The sequence below is a fragment of the Amycolatopsis plumensis genome (assembly GCF_042652605.1).
GTDB lineage: Bacteria > Actinomycetota > Actinomycetes > Mycobacteriales > Pseudonocardiaceae > Amycolatopsis > Amycolatopsis plumensis.
Genome location: NZ_JBHSJY010000001.1, coordinates 814,784 through 833,585, shown reverse-complemented (window position 1 = coordinate 833,585; position 18,802 = coordinate 814,784). Strand labels below are relative to the sequence as shown.

16 protein-coding genes are annotated in these 18,802 nt (G+C 70.6%); 10 read left to right on the top strand and 6 right to left on the bottom strand.

Going from position 1 to position 18,802, the window contains the following annotated elements; genetic code table 11:
* Positions 1 to 5 precede the first annotated feature (5 nt).
* The gene (locus tag ACFPLC_RS04000; protein ID WP_378207302.1) at positions 6 to 1,574 is read right to left on the bottom strand and encodes an amino acid permease; all 1,569 of its coding nucleotides are present in this window, start codon (positions 1,572 to 1,574) and stop codon (positions 6 to 8) included.
* Between the two features lie 33 nt (positions 1,575 to 1,607).
* A complete protein-coding gene (locus ACFPLC_RS03995) occupies positions 1,608 to 3,023 on the bottom strand; it encodes an aldehyde dehydrogenase family protein (RefSeq protein ID WP_378207305.1) in 1,416 nt (471 codons plus the stop codon).
* Positions 3,024 to 3,114: 91 nt separating this feature from the next.
* On the opposite strand from ACFPLC_RS03995, the gene ACFPLC_RS03990 reads away from it, so the two are divergent.
* Positions 3,115 to 3,693: a TetR/AcrR family transcriptional regulator gene (locus ACFPLC_RS03990; protein ID WP_378207308.1), complete on the top strand. Its 579-nt coding sequence runs from the start codon at positions 3,115 to 3,117 to the stop codon at positions 3,691 to 3,693.
* Positions 3,694 to 3,798: 105 nt separating this feature from the next.
* Positions 3,799 to 4,917, top strand: a complete 1,119-nt coding sequence (locus tag ACFPLC_RS03985) for an aromatic ring-hydroxylating oxygenase subunit alpha (RefSeq protein WP_378207311.1) — start codon at positions 3,799 to 3,801, stop codon at positions 4,915 to 4,917.
* 48 nt (positions 4,918 to 4,965) lie between these two features.
* Here the strand turns inward: ACFPLC_RS03985 and ACFPLC_RS03980 are convergent, their stop codons facing one another.
* Complete coding sequence (locus ACFPLC_RS03980) at positions 4,966 to 5,613, bottom strand: GntR family transcriptional regulator (protein ID WP_378207314.1); 648 nt, start codon at positions 5,611 to 5,613, stop codon at positions 4,966 to 4,968.
* 62 nt (positions 5,614 to 5,675) lie between these two features.
* Between ACFPLC_RS03980 and ACFPLC_RS03975 the strand changes: the two genes are divergently transcribed.
* The 7 genes from ACFPLC_RS03975 (at position 5,676) to ACFPLC_RS03945 (ending at position 14,879) form a co-directional block, all read left to right on the top strand.
* Entirely contained in the window at positions 5,676 to 6,887 is a 1,212-nt protein-coding gene (locus tag ACFPLC_RS03975; protein ID WP_378207317.1) for a sarcosine oxidase subunit beta family protein, read from the top strand.
* A gap of 9 nt (positions 6,888 to 6,896) precedes the next feature.
* Positions 6,897 to 7,175 carry a sarcosine oxidase subunit delta gene (locus ACFPLC_RS03970; protein ID WP_378207320.1) on the top strand — a complete coding sequence of 93 codons (279 nt, stop codon included), beginning with the start codon at positions 6,897 to 6,899 and terminating at the stop codon, positions 7,173 to 7,175.
* Positions 7,172 to 9,715 (top strand): 2Fe-2S iron-sulfur cluster-binding protein, encoded by a 2,544-nt coding sequence (locus tag ACFPLC_RS03965; RefSeq protein ID WP_378207323.1) that lies wholly within the window; start codon positions 7,172 to 7,174, stop codon positions 9,713 to 9,715. Before ACFPLC_RS03970 ends, ACFPLC_RS03965 begins: the two co-directional genes overlap by 4 nt.
* Positions 9,705 to 10,175: a sarcosine oxidase subunit gamma gene (locus tag ACFPLC_RS03960; protein WP_378207326.1), complete on the top strand. Its 471-nt coding sequence runs from the start codon at positions 9,705 to 9,707 to the stop codon at positions 10,173 to 10,175. The genes ACFPLC_RS03965 and ACFPLC_RS03960 overlap by 11 nt, the downstream gene beginning before the upstream one ends.
* A complete protein-coding gene (gene purU / locus ACFPLC_RS03955) occupies positions 10,172 to 11,014 on the top strand; it encodes a formyltetrahydrofolate deformylase (RefSeq protein ID WP_378207329.1) in 843 nt (280 codons plus the stop codon). The genes ACFPLC_RS03960 and purU overlap by 4 nt, the downstream gene beginning before the upstream one ends.
* Before the next feature lie 12 nt (positions 11,015 to 11,026).
* Positions 11,027 to 13,462: a GcvT family protein gene (locus ACFPLC_RS03950; protein WP_378207331.1), complete on the top strand. Its 2,436-nt coding sequence runs from the start codon at positions 11,027 to 11,029 to the stop codon at positions 13,460 to 13,462.
* Between the two features lie 94 nt (positions 13,463 to 13,556).
* Complete coding sequence (locus tag ACFPLC_RS03945) at positions 13,557 to 14,879, top strand: S1C family serine protease (RefSeq protein WP_378207334.1); 1,323 nt, start codon at positions 13,557 to 13,559, stop codon at positions 14,877 to 14,879.
* Position 14,880: 1 nt separating this feature from the next.
* On the opposite strand, the gene ACFPLC_RS03940 is transcribed toward ACFPLC_RS03945, so the two are convergent.
* Positions 14,881 to 15,258: a MarR family winged helix-turn-helix transcriptional regulator gene (locus ACFPLC_RS03940; RefSeq protein ID WP_378207337.1), complete on the bottom strand. Its 378-nt coding sequence runs from the start codon at positions 15,256 to 15,258 to the stop codon at positions 14,881 to 14,883.
* 86 nt (positions 15,259 to 15,344) lie between these two features.
* Between ACFPLC_RS03940 and ACFPLC_RS03935 the strand changes: the two genes are divergently transcribed.
* Positions 15,345 to 16,808, top strand: coding sequence for an MFS transporter (locus ACFPLC_RS03935; protein WP_378207339.1), 1,464 nt, complete (start codon positions 15,345 to 15,347; stop codon positions 16,806 to 16,808).
* A 154-nt stretch (positions 16,809 to 16,962) separates the two neighbouring features.
* On the opposite strand, the gene ACFPLC_RS03930 is transcribed toward ACFPLC_RS03935, so the two are convergent.
* Entirely contained in the window at positions 16,963 to 18,399 is a 1,437-nt protein-coding gene (locus tag ACFPLC_RS03930) for an MFS transporter (RefSeq protein WP_378235694.1), read from the bottom strand.
* Complete coding sequence (locus ACFPLC_RS03925; protein ID WP_378207345.1) at positions 18,336 to 18,797, bottom strand: carboxymuconolactone decarboxylase family protein; 462 nt, start codon at positions 18,795 to 18,797, stop codon at positions 18,336 to 18,338. Before ACFPLC_RS03925 ends, ACFPLC_RS03930 begins: the two co-directional genes overlap by 64 nt.
* Positions 18,798 to 18,802: the final 5 nt, after the last annotated feature.

The following is an 18,802-nucleotide window of genomic DNA, read 5'->3' as shown; positions in this document are numbered from 1 at the left end:
GCCTCCTAGCCGGGCAAGGTGTCCGGGGTGTTGTCGGGCATGTGCTCGGGGCTGGTGTGGGCCGAGCCCCAGGTGCGCCGCCGGACGTAGAGCATGATCGCACCGATGATCACGATCAGCCCGGTGACGATCACCGCGCCCCACTGGAAGTACCAGTGGTCGGAGCCGTAGACCTCGGCCCGCGGCCAGATCAGGTTGATCGTCATGGCGCCGCCGTAGAGCACCGCGACCAGGTTCACCAGCGTGCCCCATCGGCCGAGCTTGAAGTACGGCCCGTGCTCCGGCCGCGGCCAGTGCCCGCGCAGGCGGCGCACCAGCATCGGGCCGGTGACCATCAGGTAGGGGATGTAGAACAGGATGATCGCCGTCGAGGTGAGGATGAAGAACGCCCGCTGGTTGCCGAGGTTGATCAGCAGCACGACGACGGTGAGGCCGCCGGTGAGCAGCGCCGGGAGCACCGGCGTCTTGGACCGCGGGGACACCTTCGCCATCGCGCGGCTGAACGGCAGGCGGCCGTCGCGGGCCATCGCCCAGGTCATCCGGATGGCGGCGGTCTGCACGGCCAGGCAGCAGACGGTGATGGCGATCGCCGAGCAGATCAGGAAGGCGTCACCGAGGCCTTCGCCGAGGGTGCTCTTCAGCAGGTACGGCATGCCGGACGTGCTCAGCTCTTCGGCGTTGAGGTTCCCGACGGCCATCATGCCGAACAGCATGATCAGGCCGCCGACGATGAACGCGGCCGTGATGGCGCGCAGGATGGCGCGGGGCGCGTGCCGCCGCGGCTGGGTCGTCTCCTCGGCCAGCGAACCCGCGGTGTCGAAGCCGTAGAAGACGTACGCGCTCATCAGCGACGCCACCAGGAACGCGCCGAGGTACCCGAACGAGTGACCCTCACCGGTGCCGTGGGTGTCGAAGACGAGACCGGGACCGCGTCGGATGTGGATGGCCAAGGCGATCACGAGCAGGATGCTCGCCCCCAGCTCCACCGCGACGCCGAAGTTGTTGATCTTCGCCATCAGCTTGACGCCGATGATGTTGACGATCGTGGCGAACACGACCAGGACCAGGGCCAGGATGATGGCGTTCTGCGCGCCGCCGGGGGTGGACGTCAGGCCGGCGTCGGCGTCGCTGCCGACGATCTGGAAGGCGGTCGAGACCTGCGGCAGGATGATCTGGTAGGCGACGGCGACCGCCGCCGCCGTCACGATCGCGCCGATGATCATGATCCAGCCGGCCAGCCACGACGTCGCCGGTTTCGCGATCTGCTTGGCCCACTGGTACACCGAGCCGGCGAGCGGGAACTGCCCGGCGAGCTCGGCGAAGCACAGCGCGACGGCGAGCTGGCCGAGGAAGACCAGCGGCCACGTCCAGATGAACGCCGGGCCCCCCGACCCGAAGCCGAAGAAGAAGAGCTGGAACACGCCGGTGAGGATGGAGATGTAGCTGAACCCGGCGGCGAAGCTGGAGAACGACCCGAGCGAGCGCTCGAGTTCCTGGCGGTAGCCGAACTTCTCGAGTTCGGAGCTGTCGTCGGCAGCAGGCCCCCCGCCCGCCGGTATTTCCTGAGTGGTCATGGCATGCGTCCTCACGTGGTGGGGGAGGGGAAATCAGCCTTTGAACCAGTGCTGCGGAACGGGATCGATGTTCTGGTAGATGTGCTTGCTCTCCTGGTACTCGGCCAGCCCGGACGGCCCGAGTTCGCGGCCGACGCCCGACTTGCCGAAACCACCCCACTCCGCCTGGGGCAGGTAGGGGTGGTAGTCGTTGATCCACACGGTGCCGTGGCGCAGGGCCCCGGCGACCCGCTGGGCGCGGGACGCGTCCGACGTCCACACGGCTCCGGCGAGCCCGTACTCGGTGTCGTTGGCCAGCGCGATCGCGTCGGCCTCGTCTCGGAAGCGTTCCACGGTGACGACCGGGCCGAAGACCTCTTCCCGGACGACCGCCATGTCCCGGGTGCAGTCGGAGAACACGGTGGGGCGCAGGAAGAAACCGCCGTCGTACTCCGGTCCTTCGGGTCGCTTGCCACCCGCCCGCAGCGTCGCGCCGTCCTTGAGAGCGCTTTCGATGTAGCTCTCGACCTTGGCGCGGTGCTGCGCCGAGACGAGCGGGCCCGTTTCGGTCGCGGGGTCGAGCGGGTCGCCGACGCGGATCCGGTCGGCGCGCGCGGCGAGGTCCGCGACGAACCGGTCGTGGATCCCCTCTTGGACGATCAGCCGGGCGCCCGCCGAACAGACCTGCCCGGAATGGACGAACGCGGCCATCAGGGCGTAGTCGAGCGCGGTTTCGTAGTCGGCGTCGGCGAAGACGACGTTCGGGTTCTTGCCGCCGAGTTCGAGGGCGACCCGGCGGACGCCCTTCGCGGCGGCGGTCATGATCTTCTCGCCGGTCGCGTAGCCGCCGGTGAAGGAGACGAGGTCCACGGCCGGGTGCTCGACCATCGCCGCGCCGATCTGGCCGTCGCCGAGCAGCAGGTTGACGACACCGTCCGGTGTCCCGGCCTCTTCGAGCAGGGCGACCAGCTTGATCGTGGTGAGCGGGGTGACCTCGCTGGGCTTGAGCACCACGGTGTTGCCCGCGGCCAGCGCGGGCGCGACCTTCCAGGACATCTGGAGCAGGGGGTAGTTCCACGGTGCGATGAGCGCGCAGACGCCGACCGGTTCGTGCACGATCCGGCTGACCACGGTCGCGCTGCCCGCGTCGACCAGGCGGCCGGCGTCCTTGTCGGCGAGGTCGGCGTAGTAGCGGAAGACGTTCGTCACGTCGTCGATGTCGATGCGGCCCTCGCCGAGCGTCTTGCCCGTGTCGAGGCTCTCCGTCCGGGCCAGTTCCTCGCGGTCGCGGACCAGCAGGTCGGCCGTCCGGCGCAGCAGGGCGCCGCGCTCGGTGGCCGTCGTCCGGCGCCACGGGCCCTCGTCGAAGGCCCGCCTCGCCGCTCTGACGGCGGCGTCGACCTCCGCGCGGCTCGCCGCGGCGAGGGTCGCGATGACCTCGCCGGTCGCGGGGTTCAGCACATCGACCATGCGGCTCCTTCCGGATCGGTGGTGGCCGGTTCACGTCAAGAGTGCGTACATTTGTACGCGAAGTGTGTACAGATGTCCACAAGGGGGCTCGATGGCGAACAGCGAACCCGGCGCGACGCGGCGCCGTGGTCCGAACGACCCCGAACGGCGGGCGCGGATCGCCAAGGCGGCGATCGAGGTGGTCGCCAAGCGGGGGATCGACGGGGTCACGCACCGGTCGGTGGCGGCCGCGGCGGGTGTCCCGCTCGGCTCGACGACCTACCACTTCGCGACCTTGGACGACCTGCTGGAAGTCGCCCTGCACGAGGCGGCCGAGAAGAACGTCCACGCGCTGAAGGAGTGGGAGTCCGCGCTCCCGCCGGACGCCGACTTCGCCGCGGCGCTGGCCGACCTGGTGATGGGCTACATCAACGAGCAGTACCGGGACACGGTCGTCGAGTACGACCTCTACGTCGCGGCGCTGCACCGGCCGGCCCTGCGCAAGGCGAGCGCGGCCTGGGACGACGCCCTGATCGCGTTCTTCGGCTCCCGCACCGACCCGCTCACCGGCCGTCTCCTGGCCGGCTTGTTCTGCGGCCTCCTGATGCAGGCGGCACTCGCCGACCCGCGGCCGACGCGGGAGGAGATCGAAACGCTGTTCCGGCGGGCGATCGAGGGACCGGCGGCCTGAGCCATTGACAGGCGCGCGTGGCGGCAGTCACTCTGTTCCGGAGTGAGCAACAAGACGCGTTCTGCGCAACTACTCCCGTACTGATCCGCGGAGAGGACCACGCCGGTGACCGCTATCGATCTCCCGCCGAGCCTGCTCGCCACGTTGCCCGGCAGCTCCTACACCGATCCGGCGATCTTCGCGCGGGAGCAGGCGAAGATCTTCGAGGCGGACTGGTTCTGCGCCGTGCGCAGTGCCGACCTCGCCGGGCCGGGGGCGTTCGAGACCGTGCAGATCGGCAAGGAGAGCGTGCTGGTCTCGCGGGGCCGGGACGGCAAGCTCAACGCGTTCCTCAACGTCTGCCGCCACCGCGGCGCCCGGCTGTGCACCTCCGAAACCGGTACCGTGAAGCGCGCCTTCCAGTGCCCGTACCACGCCTGGACGTACGGCCTCGACGGCAAGCTGATCGCCGCCCCCAACCTCACCGGGATGCCGGACGTCGACCGCACCGAGTTCGGCCTGACCAAGCTCCACCTGCAGGAGTGGCTCGGCTACGCCTGGGTCTGCCTGGCCGACGAACCGCCGTCGTTCGAGGAGACGGTGATCGGGGCCGTCACCGAACGGCTCGGCGGCCCGGCCGAGATCGACGCCTACGGCATCGACGGTCTCGCGCTCGGCAAGCGCATCGAGTACGACGTGAAGGCGAACTGGAAGCAGATCATCGAGAACTTCATGGAGTGCTACCACTGCGCGACGATCCACCCGGAGCTCACCGAGGTGCTCCCGGAGTTCGCCGACGGCTACGCCGCGCAGTACTACGTCGGCCACGGCGCCGAGTTCGGCGGCGACATCAAGGGCTTCACCGTCGACGGCTCCGAGGGCGTCGACCGCCTGCCCGGGGTCACCGAAGCCCAGGACCGCAAGTACTACGCGATCACCATCAAGCCGGGGGTGTTCGTCAACCTCGTGCCCGACCACGTGATCCTGCACCGGATGTTCCCCCTGGCGCCCGACCGGACGCTGGTGCGCTGCGACTGGCTCTACCTGCCCGAGGTGGTCGAGTCGGGCCGCGACCTCAGCCGGTCGGTCGAGCTGTTCCACCGCGTCAACCTGCAGGACTTCGAGGCGTGCGAACGCTGCCAGCTCGCGATGGACTCCCGCTCGTACGCGCGCGGCGGGGTGCTCGTGCCCAGCGAGCACCACATCGGCGCGTTCCACGACTGGGTCCGCACCCGCCTGTCGTGAGTGGTAAGGCGGGTTCTAACCCGCTTTACCACTCACGAGGGGTGGTGCTCAGATCAAGGCCCGGATGGCGGTCTCGAACCCGGTGACGTGCTCGAGCGTCAGCGCGGCCGCCTTCTCGGCGTCACCCTCGATGATCGCGGTGAGGAGCGGGACGTGCTCGTCGACGTGGCCGGCCATCCCGGACAGCCGGGGCACGAACACGCACCAGATCCGCGTCGCCAGGTTGTCGTACCGGATCAGCGTGTCCTCGAGGAACGGGTTGTGCACGCACCGGTAGATCGCCCGGTGCAGGGCGAGGTCGGTGCGCAGCAGCTCGGCGTTGTCCCCGCCCGGGACACCCGCGTCGAGCTGCGCGCGCAGCTCGGTCAGCGTGGTCCGGTCGGCGTCCGTGGCGCGCGCGGCCGCGGCGGCCGTGGCCATCGGTTCGAGGGTGCGCCGCACCTCGGAGATGTGCGCGAGGTCGGAGATGTTGACGTCGGTGGCGAACGTCCCGCGCCGCGGGTAGGCGACGACCAGGCGTTCGGACTCCAGCCGCTTCAGCGCCTCGCGGATCGGCGTCCGGCCCATGCCGAGCGCGGTGCCGAGCTCCTCTTCGTTGATCGGGGAGCCCGGCGGGATGTCCAGCATGACCAGGCGATCACGGACGAACAGGTACGCCTGTTCGGCCAGCGACGGGGGATTGACCTGCGGGTGCATGGCGCTTAGCCTACATCGACGATTGATATATCAGAAGTCGACCAGTCCTCGGAGGACGCTCGATGACCGATCTGCCGGACCACCCGGACTTCCTCTGGGACAACCCCGAGCCCCGCCGGAGTTACGACGTGGTCGTCGTGGGCGGCGGCGGGCACGGGCTCGCCACCGCGTACTACCTGGCCAAGCGGGGCATCACGAACGTGGCCGTGCTGGAGAAGGGCTGGCTCGCCGGCGGCAACATGGCCCGCAACACCACGATCATCCGCTCCAACTACCTCTGGGACGAAAGCTCCGGCATCTACGAGCACTCCCTCAAGCTGTGGGAAGGCCTCGAAGAGGACCTCGGCTACCCGATCCTGTTCAGCCAGCGCGGGGTGCTGAACCTGGCGCACAGCCTGCAGGACGTCCGCGACAGCGTCCGCCGCGTCGAGGCCAACAAGCTCAACGGCATCGACGCCGAGTGGGTGGACGCCGACGGCGTCAAGGAGATCTGCCCGATCGTCAACACCTCGCCGGACGTCCGCTACCCGGTGCTCGGCGCCACCTTCCAGCCGCGCGCGGGCATCGCGAAGCACGACTACGTGGCCTGGGGCTTCGCCCGCGCCGCGCACGCGATGGGTGTGGACCTCATCCAGAACTGCGAGGTCACCGGCATCTCCACAGTGGACGGACGGGTCACCGGCGTCGAGACGTCCCGGGGCCGGATCGCGGCGGGCAAGGTGGCGCTGTGCGCGGCCGGGCACACCTCCGTGCTCGCGAAGATGGTCGGCCTGGACCTGCCGCTGACGTCGCACCCGTTGCAGGCGCTGGTGTCCGAGCTCCTGGAACCGATCCACCCGACGGTCGTCATGTCGAACGCCGTGCACGTCTACGTTTCCCAGGCCCACAAGGGCGAGCTGGTGATGGGTGCCGGTATCGACTCCTACAACGGTTACGGCCAGCGCGGCTCCTTCCACATCATCGAGCAGCAGATGGCGGCCGCGCTGGAGCTGTTCCCGGTGTTCGCGCGGGCGCACCTGCTGCGGACGTGGGCCGGGATCGTCGACACCAGCCCGGACGCCTCGCCGATCATCGGCCTGACCCCGGTGGAGAACCTGTTCCTCAACTGCGGCTGGGGCACCGGCGGCTTCAAGGCCACGCCCGGCGTCGGGGACGTCTTCGCGCAGACCATCGCGCGCGGGAAGCCGCACGAGTACGCCGAACCCTTCAGTCTCGACCGGTTCACCACCGGTGCCCTCGTCGACGAGCACGGCGCCGCCGCCGTCGCGCACTAGGAGATCGCCATGCAACTGATTCCCTGCCCCTGGTGCGGGCCGCGCGAGGAAGCCGAATTCCACTACGGCGGCCAAGCGCACGTCGCCTATCCGGCGGATCCGTCGGCACTGTCCGATGAGGAGTGGGCCAGGTTCGTGTTCTTCCGCGAGAACCCGAGCGGCCCCTTCGCCGAGCGGCGGAGCCACTCAGCCGGCTGCCGCCGCTGGTTCAACGCCGTCCGCGACACGCGCACCCACGACCTCCTGGCGGTCTACCGCCTCGACGAGCCCAGGCCGGTGATCTCGTGACCCGGCTGTCCGGCATCCCGCTCAAGTTCACCTTCGACGGCCGCGAGCTGACCGGTTTCCTCGGCGACACCCTGGCGTCCGCGTTGCTGGCCAACGGCATCCACCGCGTCGCGACGAGCATCAAGTACGGCCGGCCGCGCGGCATCGTCGCCGCCGGTGTCGAGGACCCCAATGCGCTGGTGCAGATCGAAAAGCCGTTCCCGGAACCGATGCTGTCCGCGACCACCGTCGAGCTGTACGACGGCCTGGAGGCCCGTGGCCTGCGCGGTCAGGGACGGCTCGCCACCGAACCGGACCCGGCCCGGTACGACACGAAGCACGCCCACTGCGACGTCCTGGTCATCGGCGCCGGACCGGCCGGGCGCGCCGCCGCGGCCGCCGCCTCCGGCCGCGTCCTGCTCGTGGACGACCAGCCCGGCGGCGAAGCCCCCGAGGGCGTCCGGTTCCTCTCGCGCACCACGGCGTTCGGCGTCTACGACGACGGGTTCGTGCTGGCCCTGGAACGCCGGGGCGAACCCGCGGCCCCGGAACGCATCTCGCGGCAGCGGGTCTGGCGGATCCGGGCGAAGCGGATCGTCATCGCCACCGGCGCCCACGAGCGGCCGATCGTGTTCCCGGACAACGACCGTCCCGGCATCATGCTCGCCGGTGCCGCGCGCACGTACCTGAACCGCTACGGCGTCCTCGTCGGACAGCGTGTCGTCGTGTTCACCACCAACGACTCCGCGTATGAAGCCGCCTCCGAGCTGGCGGCGGCCGGGGCCGAGATCGTGCGGATCGTCGACGCCCGCGAAGGCTACGGCGTGATCGGCACCGGCGGCGGCCCCGACGGGCACGTCACGGCCGCCCACGTGGCGAAACTGGGTGAGCTGCGGGGGGAGCGGGTCGAGTGCGACCTGCTGCTTGTGTCCGGCGGCTGGAACCCGGCCGTGCACCTCTACAGCCAGGCCCGCGGCATCCTGCGGTACTCCCCGGAACTGGGCGCGTACGTCCCGGACGGCTCGCTGCCGAACGTGACCGTCGTGGGCGCGGCGGCGGGCGAAGGACTCCCGGAGACGAAGGTGCTGTGGCAGGTGCCCGCGCCCGAGTCCGAAGTGGACACCCGGTTCGTCGACCTGCAGCGGGACGCGACGGTGTCCGACGTCCTGCGCGCGACCGGTGCCGGGCTGCGCTCGCTGGAGCACGTCAAGCGCTACACGACCATCGGCACCGCGCACGACCAGGGCAAGACGTCCGGCATGCTCGCCGCCGGGATCACCGCCGAGGCACTCGGCGTCGACCTCGCCGACCGCAGGCCCACGACGTTCCGGCCGCCGTACACGCCGGTCTCGTTCGCCGCGCTGGCCGGGCGGAACCGCGGGGCACTGCACGACCCCGTGCGCGTCACGACGATCCACCCGTGGCACGTCGAGCACGGCGCCGAGTTCGAGAACGTCGGCCAGTGGAAGCGGCCGTGGTACTACCCGCGGCCCGGCGAGTCGATGGCCGACGCCGTCCGGCGCGAATGCCGCGCGGCCCGCAACGACGTCGCCGTCATGGACGGGTCCACGCTGGGCAAGATCGACGTCCAGGGCCCGGACGCCGGCTGGTTCCTCGACATGCTCTACACGAACATGATGAGCAACCTGCGCGTCGGCCGCATCCGCTACGGCGTGATGTGCGGGGTCGACGGCATGGTCATCGACGACGGTACGGTCATCCGCGTCGGCGAGGAACGGTTCCTGGTCACCACGACGACCGGCAACGCGGCGAAGATCCTCGAGTGGATGGAGGAGTGGCTGCAGACGGAATGGCCGCACCTGCGGGTTTTCGCGACGTCGGTGACCGAGCACTGGGCCACGATCCCGCTGGTCGGCCCGCGCTCCCGGGAGGTCCTCGGCCGCCTGGCGCCGGGCCTCGACGTCTCCAACGAAGCCTTCGGGTTTATGACCTGGCAGGACGCCGAGGTCGCGGGCCTGCGGGCGCGGGTCTGCCGGATCAGCTTCTCCGGCGAGCTGGCCTACGAAATCAACGTGCCCTCCTGGCACGGGCCCGAGCTCTGGCAGTCCATAATGGATCAGGGTGCGACGCCGTACGGCACCGAGACCATGCACGTCCTGCGCGCCGAAAAGGGCTACCCGATCATCGGCCAGGAGACCGACGGCACGGTCACCCCGCACGACCTGGGCATGTCCTGGGCGGTGTCGAAGAAGAAGGCCGACTTCATCGGCAAACGCTCCTTCGCCCGCGCCGAGAACAACCGCCCCGACCGCAAGCACCTGGTCGGTTTGCTCCCGGTCGATCCGTCGGTGCTGCTGCCGGAAGGCTCGCAGATCATCGAATCCGCGACCCTGCCCGAACCGCCGGTGCGGATGCTCGGCCACGTCACCTCCAGCTACGACAGCGCCGCCCTCGGCCGGACCTTCGCCCTCGCCCTGGTGCGGTCGGGTCGCGAGCGCATCGGCGAAACGCTCTACGTGCCGGTCGGCGACCAGGTGGTGCCGGTGACCGTGACCGAGTCCGTGCTCTTCGACAAGGAAGGAGCCCGTCGTGACGGTTGACGCGGTCGACGAACCGTTCCGCACCCAGCTCACCGTCCGCCTCCGGGAAGGCGAGACACTCCTCGGCGTCCCCTTGCCCGGCCCGTGCACCTTCACCAGCGGCCACGGCGTGGACCTCCTCTGGATGGGCCCCGACGAGTACCTCGTCCTCGCCGCACCCGGCCGCCAGCCGGAGCTGGAGAGGGCACTTTCACGTGAAAGTGCCCTCGCCGTGGTGGACGTGTCGGCGCAGCGCAACGTCGTGCGGCTGACCGGATCGCACGCGGCCGACGTGCTGGCGCACGGGTGTTCCCTCGACCTGGAAATGGCGCCGCCCGGTACCTGTGTGCAGACCTTGCTCGCGCGGACGGGAATCGTGCTGATGGTCCGGGAAGACGGTTACACGATCCTCGTGCGACAGTCCTTTTCGGACTACTTCAAAGCCTGGCTGGCCGATGCGAGTCTGGAGTACGTCTCGTGACTTTCACCTTGACACTCAGGTGCCCCGAACGCGCGGGCATCGTGCACGCCGTCACGACGTTCCTGGTCGGGCAGGGCTGCGACATCGTCGAGCACCAGCAGTTCGACGACGACCTCCGCGGTGCGCTGTTCCTGCGCACGTCGTTCACCTGCACCGAGCCGGCCACGGTGAACGACCTGACCCGCGCGTTCGCCCCGGTGGCCGGCGACTTCGGCATGGAGTTCGGGTTCTCCGACGGCACCCCGCCGCGGATCCTGGTCATGGTTTCGAAGTTCGGGCACTGCCTCAACGACCTGCTGTTCCGCTGGCGCGCGGGCGGTCTCGGCGCGGAGATCGCCGTCGTCGTCTCGAACCACGAAGACCTGCGGCCGATGGCCGAAGCCGCGGGAGTGCCGTTCGTGCACATCCCGGTCACGCCCGAGACGAAGCCGGAAGCCGAGCAGCGGCTCCTGGACCTGGTCGGGGAGTACTCGGTGGATCTGGTCGTGCTCGCGCGCTATATGCAGGTGCTGTCGAACGAGCTGTGCCAGAAGCTCGAGGGCCGCGCGATCAACATCCACCACTCGTTCCTGCCCGGCTTCAAGGGCGCCAAGCCCTACCACCAGGCCTACGACCGCGGCGTCAAGTACGTCGGCGCCACCGCGCACTACGTCACGCCCGACCTCGACGAGGGCCCGATCATCGAGCAGGAGGTCCAGCGCGTCGACCACACGTACTCGCCGCGCGAGCTCGTGACCGTCGGCCGCGACGCCGAAGCCCTCGCCCTGTCCCGCGCGGTGCGCTGGCACTGCGAGCGCCGCGTCCTGCTCAACGGCAACAGCACCGTCGTCTTCCGGTAAAGGAGATCCGCCATGACCGCACCGAAGGTCGTGATCATCGGCGCCGGCATCGTCGGCGCGAACCTGGCCGACGAGCTGACCGCCCGCGGCTGGACCGACGTCACCGTGCTCGACCGGGGCCCGCTGCCGCGCACCGGCGGATCGACGTCCCACGCGCCCGGGCTGGTCTTCCAGACCAACGCGTCCAAGGCGATGACGGACTTCGCGAAGTACACCGTTTCGAAGTTCCTCGAGCTGGGCTGCTTCCTCCAGGTCGGCGGCATGGAGGTGGCCACCACCCCGGCCCGCTGGGAGGACCTCAAGCGCAAGCACGGCTGGGCCACGTCATGGGGCGTTCCCGGCGAGCTGATCGACGCCGAGGAGTGCGTCCGCCGCTGGCCGCTGCTCGACGGTTCCCGGATCTTCGGTGCGCTGCACGTCCCGACCGACGGGCTCGCGCGGGCCGCCAAGGCGGTCGAGGTGCTCGCCGCGCGGGCCGGTGAACGCGGCGCGAAGTTCCTCGGCTCCACGCGCGTGACCGACGTGCTGCAGGAAGGGGGGCGCGTCACCGGCGTCCGGACCGACGAGGGCGACTTCCCGGCCGACGTCGTCGTGTCGTGCGCCGGGTTCTGGGGCCGCGAGATCGGCGCGATGGCGGGCATGGACGTCCCGCTGCTGCCGCTGGCCCACCAGTACGTCAAGACCGGCCAGGTCGCGGAGCTCGTCGGGCGCAACACCGAGGAGGTCGAAGCGAGCCTGCCGATCCTGCGCCACCAGGACCAGGACCTGTACTTCCGCGAGCACGTCGACCGGATCGGCATCGGCTCCTACGCCCATCGCCCGATGCCGGTCGACGAGTCCACGTTGGACCCGGTGGTGACCGAGACGGCCATGCCGTCCATGCTGCCCTTCACCGAGGACGACTTCGCGCCGTCGTGGGAGGAGAGCAAGCTTTTGCTGCCCGCGCTGGGCGGGACGAAGGTCGAGGAGGGCTTCAACGGCATCTTCTCCTTCACCCCGGACGGCCAGTCGCTGGTCGGCGAGTCGGCCGACGTCCGCGGGTTCTGGCTGGCCGAGGCGATCTGGGTGACGCACTCCGCGGGCATCGCGAAGGCGGTCGCCCAGCTGCTGGTCGACGGGCATTCCGAAGTGGACACCCACGACATCGACGTCCACCGCTTCGAAGAGGTCCAGCTGGCGCCGTCGTACGTGAGCGAGACGGCGCAGCAGAACTTCGTCGAGGTCTACGACATCCTGCACCCGCTGCAGCCCAAGCTGTCCCCGCGAGACCTGCGGGTGACGCCGTTCCACGCGCGGCAGCGCGAGCTGGGCGCGGTGTTCCTGGAGGCGGGCGGCTGGGAACGGCCGCACTGGTTCGAGGCCAACGCGCCACTGCTCGGGAAGCTCCCGCACGACGCCCACCCGCCCGCGCGGGACGCGTGGTCGGCGCAGTTCCACTCGCCGATCGCGGCGGCCGAGGCGTGGCACACGCGCAACGGTGTCGCGCTGTACGACATGACGCCGTTGAAGCGCGTGGAGATCAGCGGCCCGGGAGCCCTGGAGTTCCTGCAGTCGCTGACCACCAACCAGCTGGACAAATCGGTGGGTTCGGTGACGTACACGCTGATGCTCGACTCCGCGGGCGGCGTGCGGAGTGACGTCACGGTCGCGCGGCTCGAGCCGGAGGTGTTCCAGGCCGGGATCAACGGCGCCATCGACGTCGACCACTTCGTCAAGCACGCGCCTGCGGGGGTGCGGGTCCGGGACATCACCGGCGGGACGTGCTGCATCGGTGTCTGGGGACCGCTGGCGCGGGACCTCGTGCAGCCGCTGTCGCGCGAGGACTTCTCGCACACGGGCCTGAAGTACTTCCGCGCGCGCAAAGCCCGGATCGCCGGGGTGCCGGTGATCGCGATGCGACTGTCCTATGTGGGCGAGCTCGGCTGGGAGATCTACACGAGCGCGGACAACGGCCTGCGGCTGTGGGACGCGCTGTGGGCGGCCGGGCAGCCCCTCGGCGTCGTCGCGGCCGGGCGGGCGGCGTTCAACAGCCTGCGGCTGGAGAAGGGCTACCGGCTGTGGGGCACCGACATGACCACCGAGCACGACCCGTACGAGGCCGGGCTGGCGTTCGCGGTCCGTCCCGCGAAGGGTGAGTTCCTGGGCCGGTCGGCCATCGAGGGCCGCGGTGAAGAGACGGCGTCGCGGCGGCTGCGGTGCCTGACGATCGACGACGGCCGCACGGTCGTGCTGGGCAAGGAACCGGTGTTCGTCGACGGCGTGGCCTCGGGGTATGTCGCGAGTGCCGCGTACGGGTACACGGTGGGCCGGCCGATCGCCTACGCGTGGCTCCCGGCGTCGGCGGACATCGGCAGCGGCGTGGAGATCGAGTACTTCGGCCGCCGGGTCGCGGCCACCGTGGCCGCCGAGCCACTGGTCGACCCCGGCATGGAGCGGATCCGGCGGTAATCCACAGCAAGTCCATGGAGACGCACCAGGAAATTCTCAGGAAGGGGGCGTTACCTGGTACGAGCCGGAGGCTTGCCGAGAGCTGGAGCTGTGCATGAGCGAGTACGACCGAGGACCGCAAGGTGGCGGCGAGTACCCGTACGGCTACGGCCAGGGCGGGTACTCGTCCGACTACTACGGCCAGAACGGCTATCCGCAGGAGCCGGGGTACTACGCCCAGCAGCCGTATGAGCAGCCGCGTGACCAGTGGGGACGCCCCTACCCGCAACCGACCTACGCCTACCCGCAGCCCGTCTACCAGCCGCCGCCGCGCCGGCGGCACCCGCTGCGCGCGCTGACCGTCGCGGTCGTCGCGATCGCGCTGGCCGTGGTCGCCGGGCTCGGGATCGGTCACCTCATCGCCGGGCCGAACGCGCCCACCGCGGGCGGCAACCAGAACTTCGGCTTTTCCGGGCAGCCGCAGGCGGCCAAGACGGTGCTCGACGTCGACGCCGTGTCGGCCAAGGTCAACCCGGCCATCGTGAACATCAACACCGAGCTCGGGCTGCAGGGCGCGGCCGCGGCGGGCACGGGGATCGTGCTCACGGCGGACGGCGAGGTGCTGACGAACAACCACGTGGTCGCCGGCGCGACCAGCATCAAGGTCACCAGCATCGGCACCGGGGACACCTACCAGGCGGAGGTCGTCGGCTACGACCGCACCGAAGACATCGCCGTCCTGCAGCTGCGGGGTGCGTCCGGGCTGCCCACCGCGTCCCTCGGCGACTCGTCGACCGTGCAGGTCGGCGACCAGATCCTCGGCCTCGGCAACGCCGGCGGCCGCGGCGGCGACCCGGTGCCCGCGCCGGGCACGGTGACGGCGCTGGGCCAGTCGATCACCGCCTCCGACGAGTCCAGCGGGTCGTCGGAGCAGCTCACCGGGCTCATCCAGGTCCGGGCGAACATCGAGTCGGGTGACTCCGGCGGCCCGCTCGTCAACGCGGACGCCCAGGTCATCGGCGTCGACACCGCCGCGTCCACCGGCTACCAGCTGAACGGGCGGCGCAGCGGCGGCACCGGGCAGGGCTTCGCCATCCCGATCAACCAGGCCGTCGACATCGCCCACCAGATCGTCGGCGGGCAGGCGTCCGACAAGATCCACATCGGCAAGACGGCGTTCATCGGGGTTTCGGTGACGGACGGCCAGGGCGGGGCCAAGGTCCGCGAGGTGGTCCAGCGCGGGCCGGCGCAGAAGGCGGGCCTCGCGGCAGGCGACGTGATCACGGCCATCGACGGCAAGCCGGTCGACTCGGCGACGACGCTGACGAACGTGATGGACACCCACCACCCCGGCGACCAGCTCACGGTGACGGTGGCCGGCGCGGCCGGCGGTCAGCGGCAGTTCTCGGTCAAGGCCGTCGAAGGGCCGGTGGGCTGAACTAGCGCAGGGTTTCCCGAAGCACCTCGCGGTGCGTCTGCTTCGCCGCGAGGTACTTCTCCCGGCCGGCGTCGGTGAGCGTGACGAAGATGCCGCGCCGGTCCACCTCGCACAGCGCGCGCTCGACCAGGCCCTCCTTCTCCAGGCGGGCGACCAGCCGGGAGGTGGCGCTCTGGCTGAGGTGGACGGCCTCGGTCAGGTCGGCCGAGCGGCACTTGAAGTCGCAGGTGGCGAGCCGTTCCAGGGCCTCGAACTCGTTCGCGCCGATGCCGTGGCGCTCCTGCAGCCGGCACTCCAGCGTGCTGAACACGGCCGAGTAGCGGCCCAGCAGCTCGTGCCACTCCCGGACCAGGCCCTGTTCCACAGCGACGTCGCTCACGGCGACCAACTTAGCATGCGTGGACATCAGATGCAAACGCATTTAATGCTTGGACATTAGATGCGCGCGCATGTAATGTCGCCGCCATGAGCTCTTCCGTGTCCTTGTCCACCACCTCGACCCGGTGGGACGCACGTCTCTGGGGTGTCCTGCTCACCGTTTCGATCGTCATCGGCCTCGACGCGCTCGACGTGTCGATGGTCGGGGTCGCGCTCCCGGCCATCCAGGCCGACCTCGGCCTGTCCACCAACGCGCTGCAATGGGTCGTCAGCGGCTACGTGCTCGGCTACGGCGGCCTGCTGCTGCTCGGCGGCCGCACGGCCGACCTGCTCGGCCGCCGCCGCGTGTTCCTCGTCGCCGTCGCGATCTTCGCGCTCGCTTCGCTGCTCGGCGGCCTCGTCGACGACGGCGCGCTGCTCATCGCGAGCCGGTTCGTCAAGGGCCTGGCCGCCGCGTTCACGGCGCCGGCCGCGCTGTCCATCATCACCACGACGTTCCAGGAGGGCCCGGCCCGCAACAACGCGATCAGCATCTTCGCCGTGTTCGGCGCCAGCGGCTACTCCGCGGGCCTGGTGTTCTCCGGCCTGCTGACCGAGGTCGGCTGGCGCTGGACGTTCCTGCTGCCCGCCCCGATCGCGCTGGTCGCGCTGGTGGCGGCGTGGAAGCTGATCCCGTCGTACCGCGCCGAAGAAGGCCGGGGCTACGACTTCCCGGGCGCCATCACCGGCGCCGCCGGATCGCTGCTGCTGGTGTTCGGGGTGGTGGAGGCGCCGGAGATCGGCTGGGCGGCCCCGCGCACGCTGATCACGTTCGCCGTCGCGCTGGCGCTGCTGGTGACGTTCGTGGTCATCGAAAAGCGCAGCCGCCACCCGTTGCTGCGGCTGGGCATCCTGCGCTCGGGCCCGCTGGCCAGGGCCAACCTCGGCGGCGCGCTGTTCTTCGGCGCGTACATCGGCTTCCAGTTCGTCGTGATGCTGTACCTGCAGCGGGTCCTCGGCTGGTCGGCGCTGCAGACGGCGCTGGGTTTCCTGCCGGCGGCGCTGATCGTGGCGTTCGGGTCCCCGCGCATCGAGCCCCTGATCGACCGGGTGGGCACGCCCCGCACGATCTTCGCGGGCGTGGTCGCGCACGTCATCGGCTACGCGCTGTTCCTGCGCATCGACGAGCACTCGGGTTACGCGGGCAGCGTGCTGCCGAGCATGATCCTGCTCGGCATCGGCTTCACGCTGGCGTTCTCGTCGCTGAACATCCAGGCCACGGCCGGGATTTCCGACGACGAGCAGGGCCTGGCCGGCGGCCTGCTGAACACGTCCCTGCAGGTGGGCGGCGCGATCGGCCTCGCGGTCGTGACGGCGGTGCTGACCGCCAACGGCGGCCGTGAAGCTTCGCCGGCCGCGCTGCTGACCGGGCTGACGCCGGCGTTGAGCGTGGTCACCGGCATCGCGGTGCTGGGCCTGCTGATCGCGATCAGCGGCCTGGTGGCCCGCAAGCAGCCGGCCGAGGAGCCGGTCGTGGAGCAGGAGCAGGACCTGCTGGCCCTCGCGGACTGAGTCGGCCGAGGGGGGAGAACGCGGAAGGGCCACCATCGCGGGGGATGGTGGCCCTTCCGCACAGCCGGACCGCCTTGGGGAACACCGGGCGGAGCGAGCCGTCCGGCGCCGGAACTTGTCGGTGCCCTCGGGTAGCGTGGAAATCGGGGGCTGCTCAGACAGCCGCCGCCGGTCGCTCGGCGCCGCGGAATCGCAGCGCGGCCGCCGCCGTCACCGCGATCCCGGCCGCCGCCAGCAGCACCGCCGTCCGCAGTCCGTCCACTGTGGCCGATCGCAGCGCCGCACCCGACAGCCCGTGCGTGCCCGCGTTGGCCACCGCCACGAACACCGCCAGCCCCACCGAGCCGCCGACCTGCTGGGCCGTCGACGCCACTCCGGACGCCACGCCCTGGTCCGCCGCCCGGATCCCGGCCGCCGCCGCGCCGAACATCAGCGTGTAGCCCGCGCCCTGCCCCAGCCCCAGCACGACCAGCGCCGGCACCAGCTCCAGGTAGGACGCCTCCAGCGTCATCGACCAGCCCAGCACGACTGCCCCGGCTCCGCCGACGACCAGCGACACCACCAGCGTCGGCCGGGTTCCCCAGCGGGTGGCCAGCCGGCCCGCGGCTTGCGAACCCGCCGCGATCGCCACCATCGGCACCCCGAACGCCAGCCCCGTCGCCAGCGCGCCGTAGCCGTGCACGCCCTGGAAGTACCCGGTGAGGAAGTACAGGAGCGTCCCGAACGTGCCCATGTAGAGGAAAGTCACCACCACGCCCGTCCCGAGGTTGCGCTCCCGCAGCAGCCGCACCGGCAACAGCGGGTCGCGGCTGCGCCGCTCGATCACCGCGAACGCGGCCAGCGAAGCGAGACCGGCCGAAGCCGGGACCAGCACCGGCGTCCAGCCCAGCTCCGGGCCTTCGACCAGCGCGAACACCACCAGTGTCGTGCCGAGGGTCGCGGTCAGCGCGCCGGCGAGGTCGAACCGGCGGCCCGGCTCCCGCGCGGGATCCGCCGCCAGCACCGGAAACGCGAGCAAAGCGGCGGCCGTGGCCAGCGGCACGTTCGCGAAGAACACCGCCGCCCAGCCGAAGGCCTGCGTCAGCACCCCGCCCAGCAGCGAGCCGAGGATCATCCCGCTGCCGCCCGCGGTGCCCCACACCGCGAACGCGCGGTGGCGCTCGCGACCGGCCGCGAACGACGTGCTGACCAGGGTCAGCGTTGCCGGGAAGAGCAGCGCCCCGCCCAGGCCCTGGCCGGCCCGGGCCGCGATGAGCAGGCCGGGGGTCCCGGCCAGGCCGCCGGCCAGCGACGACACCGCGTAGAGGGCGCAGCCCAGCGCGAACATCCGGCGCGGGCCGAACAGGTCGCAGGCCCGGCCGCCCAGCAGGAGCGCCCCGCCGAACGCCACGGCGTAGGCACTCACCACCCACTGCAGGCTCTGGGCGCCGAACCCGAGCTCGCGGCCGATGTCCGGCAGCGCCACGTACACGATGTTGTAGTCCAGGGAGACGATCAGCTGGGCGAAGGCCAGCAACGCCAGGCGCTTCACCGGGCCACCCGCTCGTCCGTGCCCGGCACCTTGGCCGTCGTGATGGCGATGCGGTTCCACGTGTTGATGGTGAAGATCAGTGCGAGCAGCTGGGCCAATTCCTCTTCGCCGAACTTCTCGAGCGCGGCGGCGTAGACGTCGTTGGGGACACCGCCGTCGTGGATGAGCGTGACGGCTTCGGTCAGCGCCAGTGCCGCCCGCTCCTTCTCGCTGAGGAAGTGGCCGGCCTCGTGCCACACCGCGACCATGTGCAGCCGCTCCTCGCTTTCGCCCGCCTTGCGGGCGTCCGAGGTGTGCATGTGCAGGCAGTACGCGCAGCGGTTGAGCTGCGACGCGCGGATCTGGACCAGCTCGACCAGCGCGGGGTCCAGGCCGGCGCGAGCGGCGGCGTCGAAGCCGATCAGGGCCTTGAAGGCCTTCGGGGCGGTCTTGGCGAAGTTGAGGCGGGAGTTCGTCATGACCA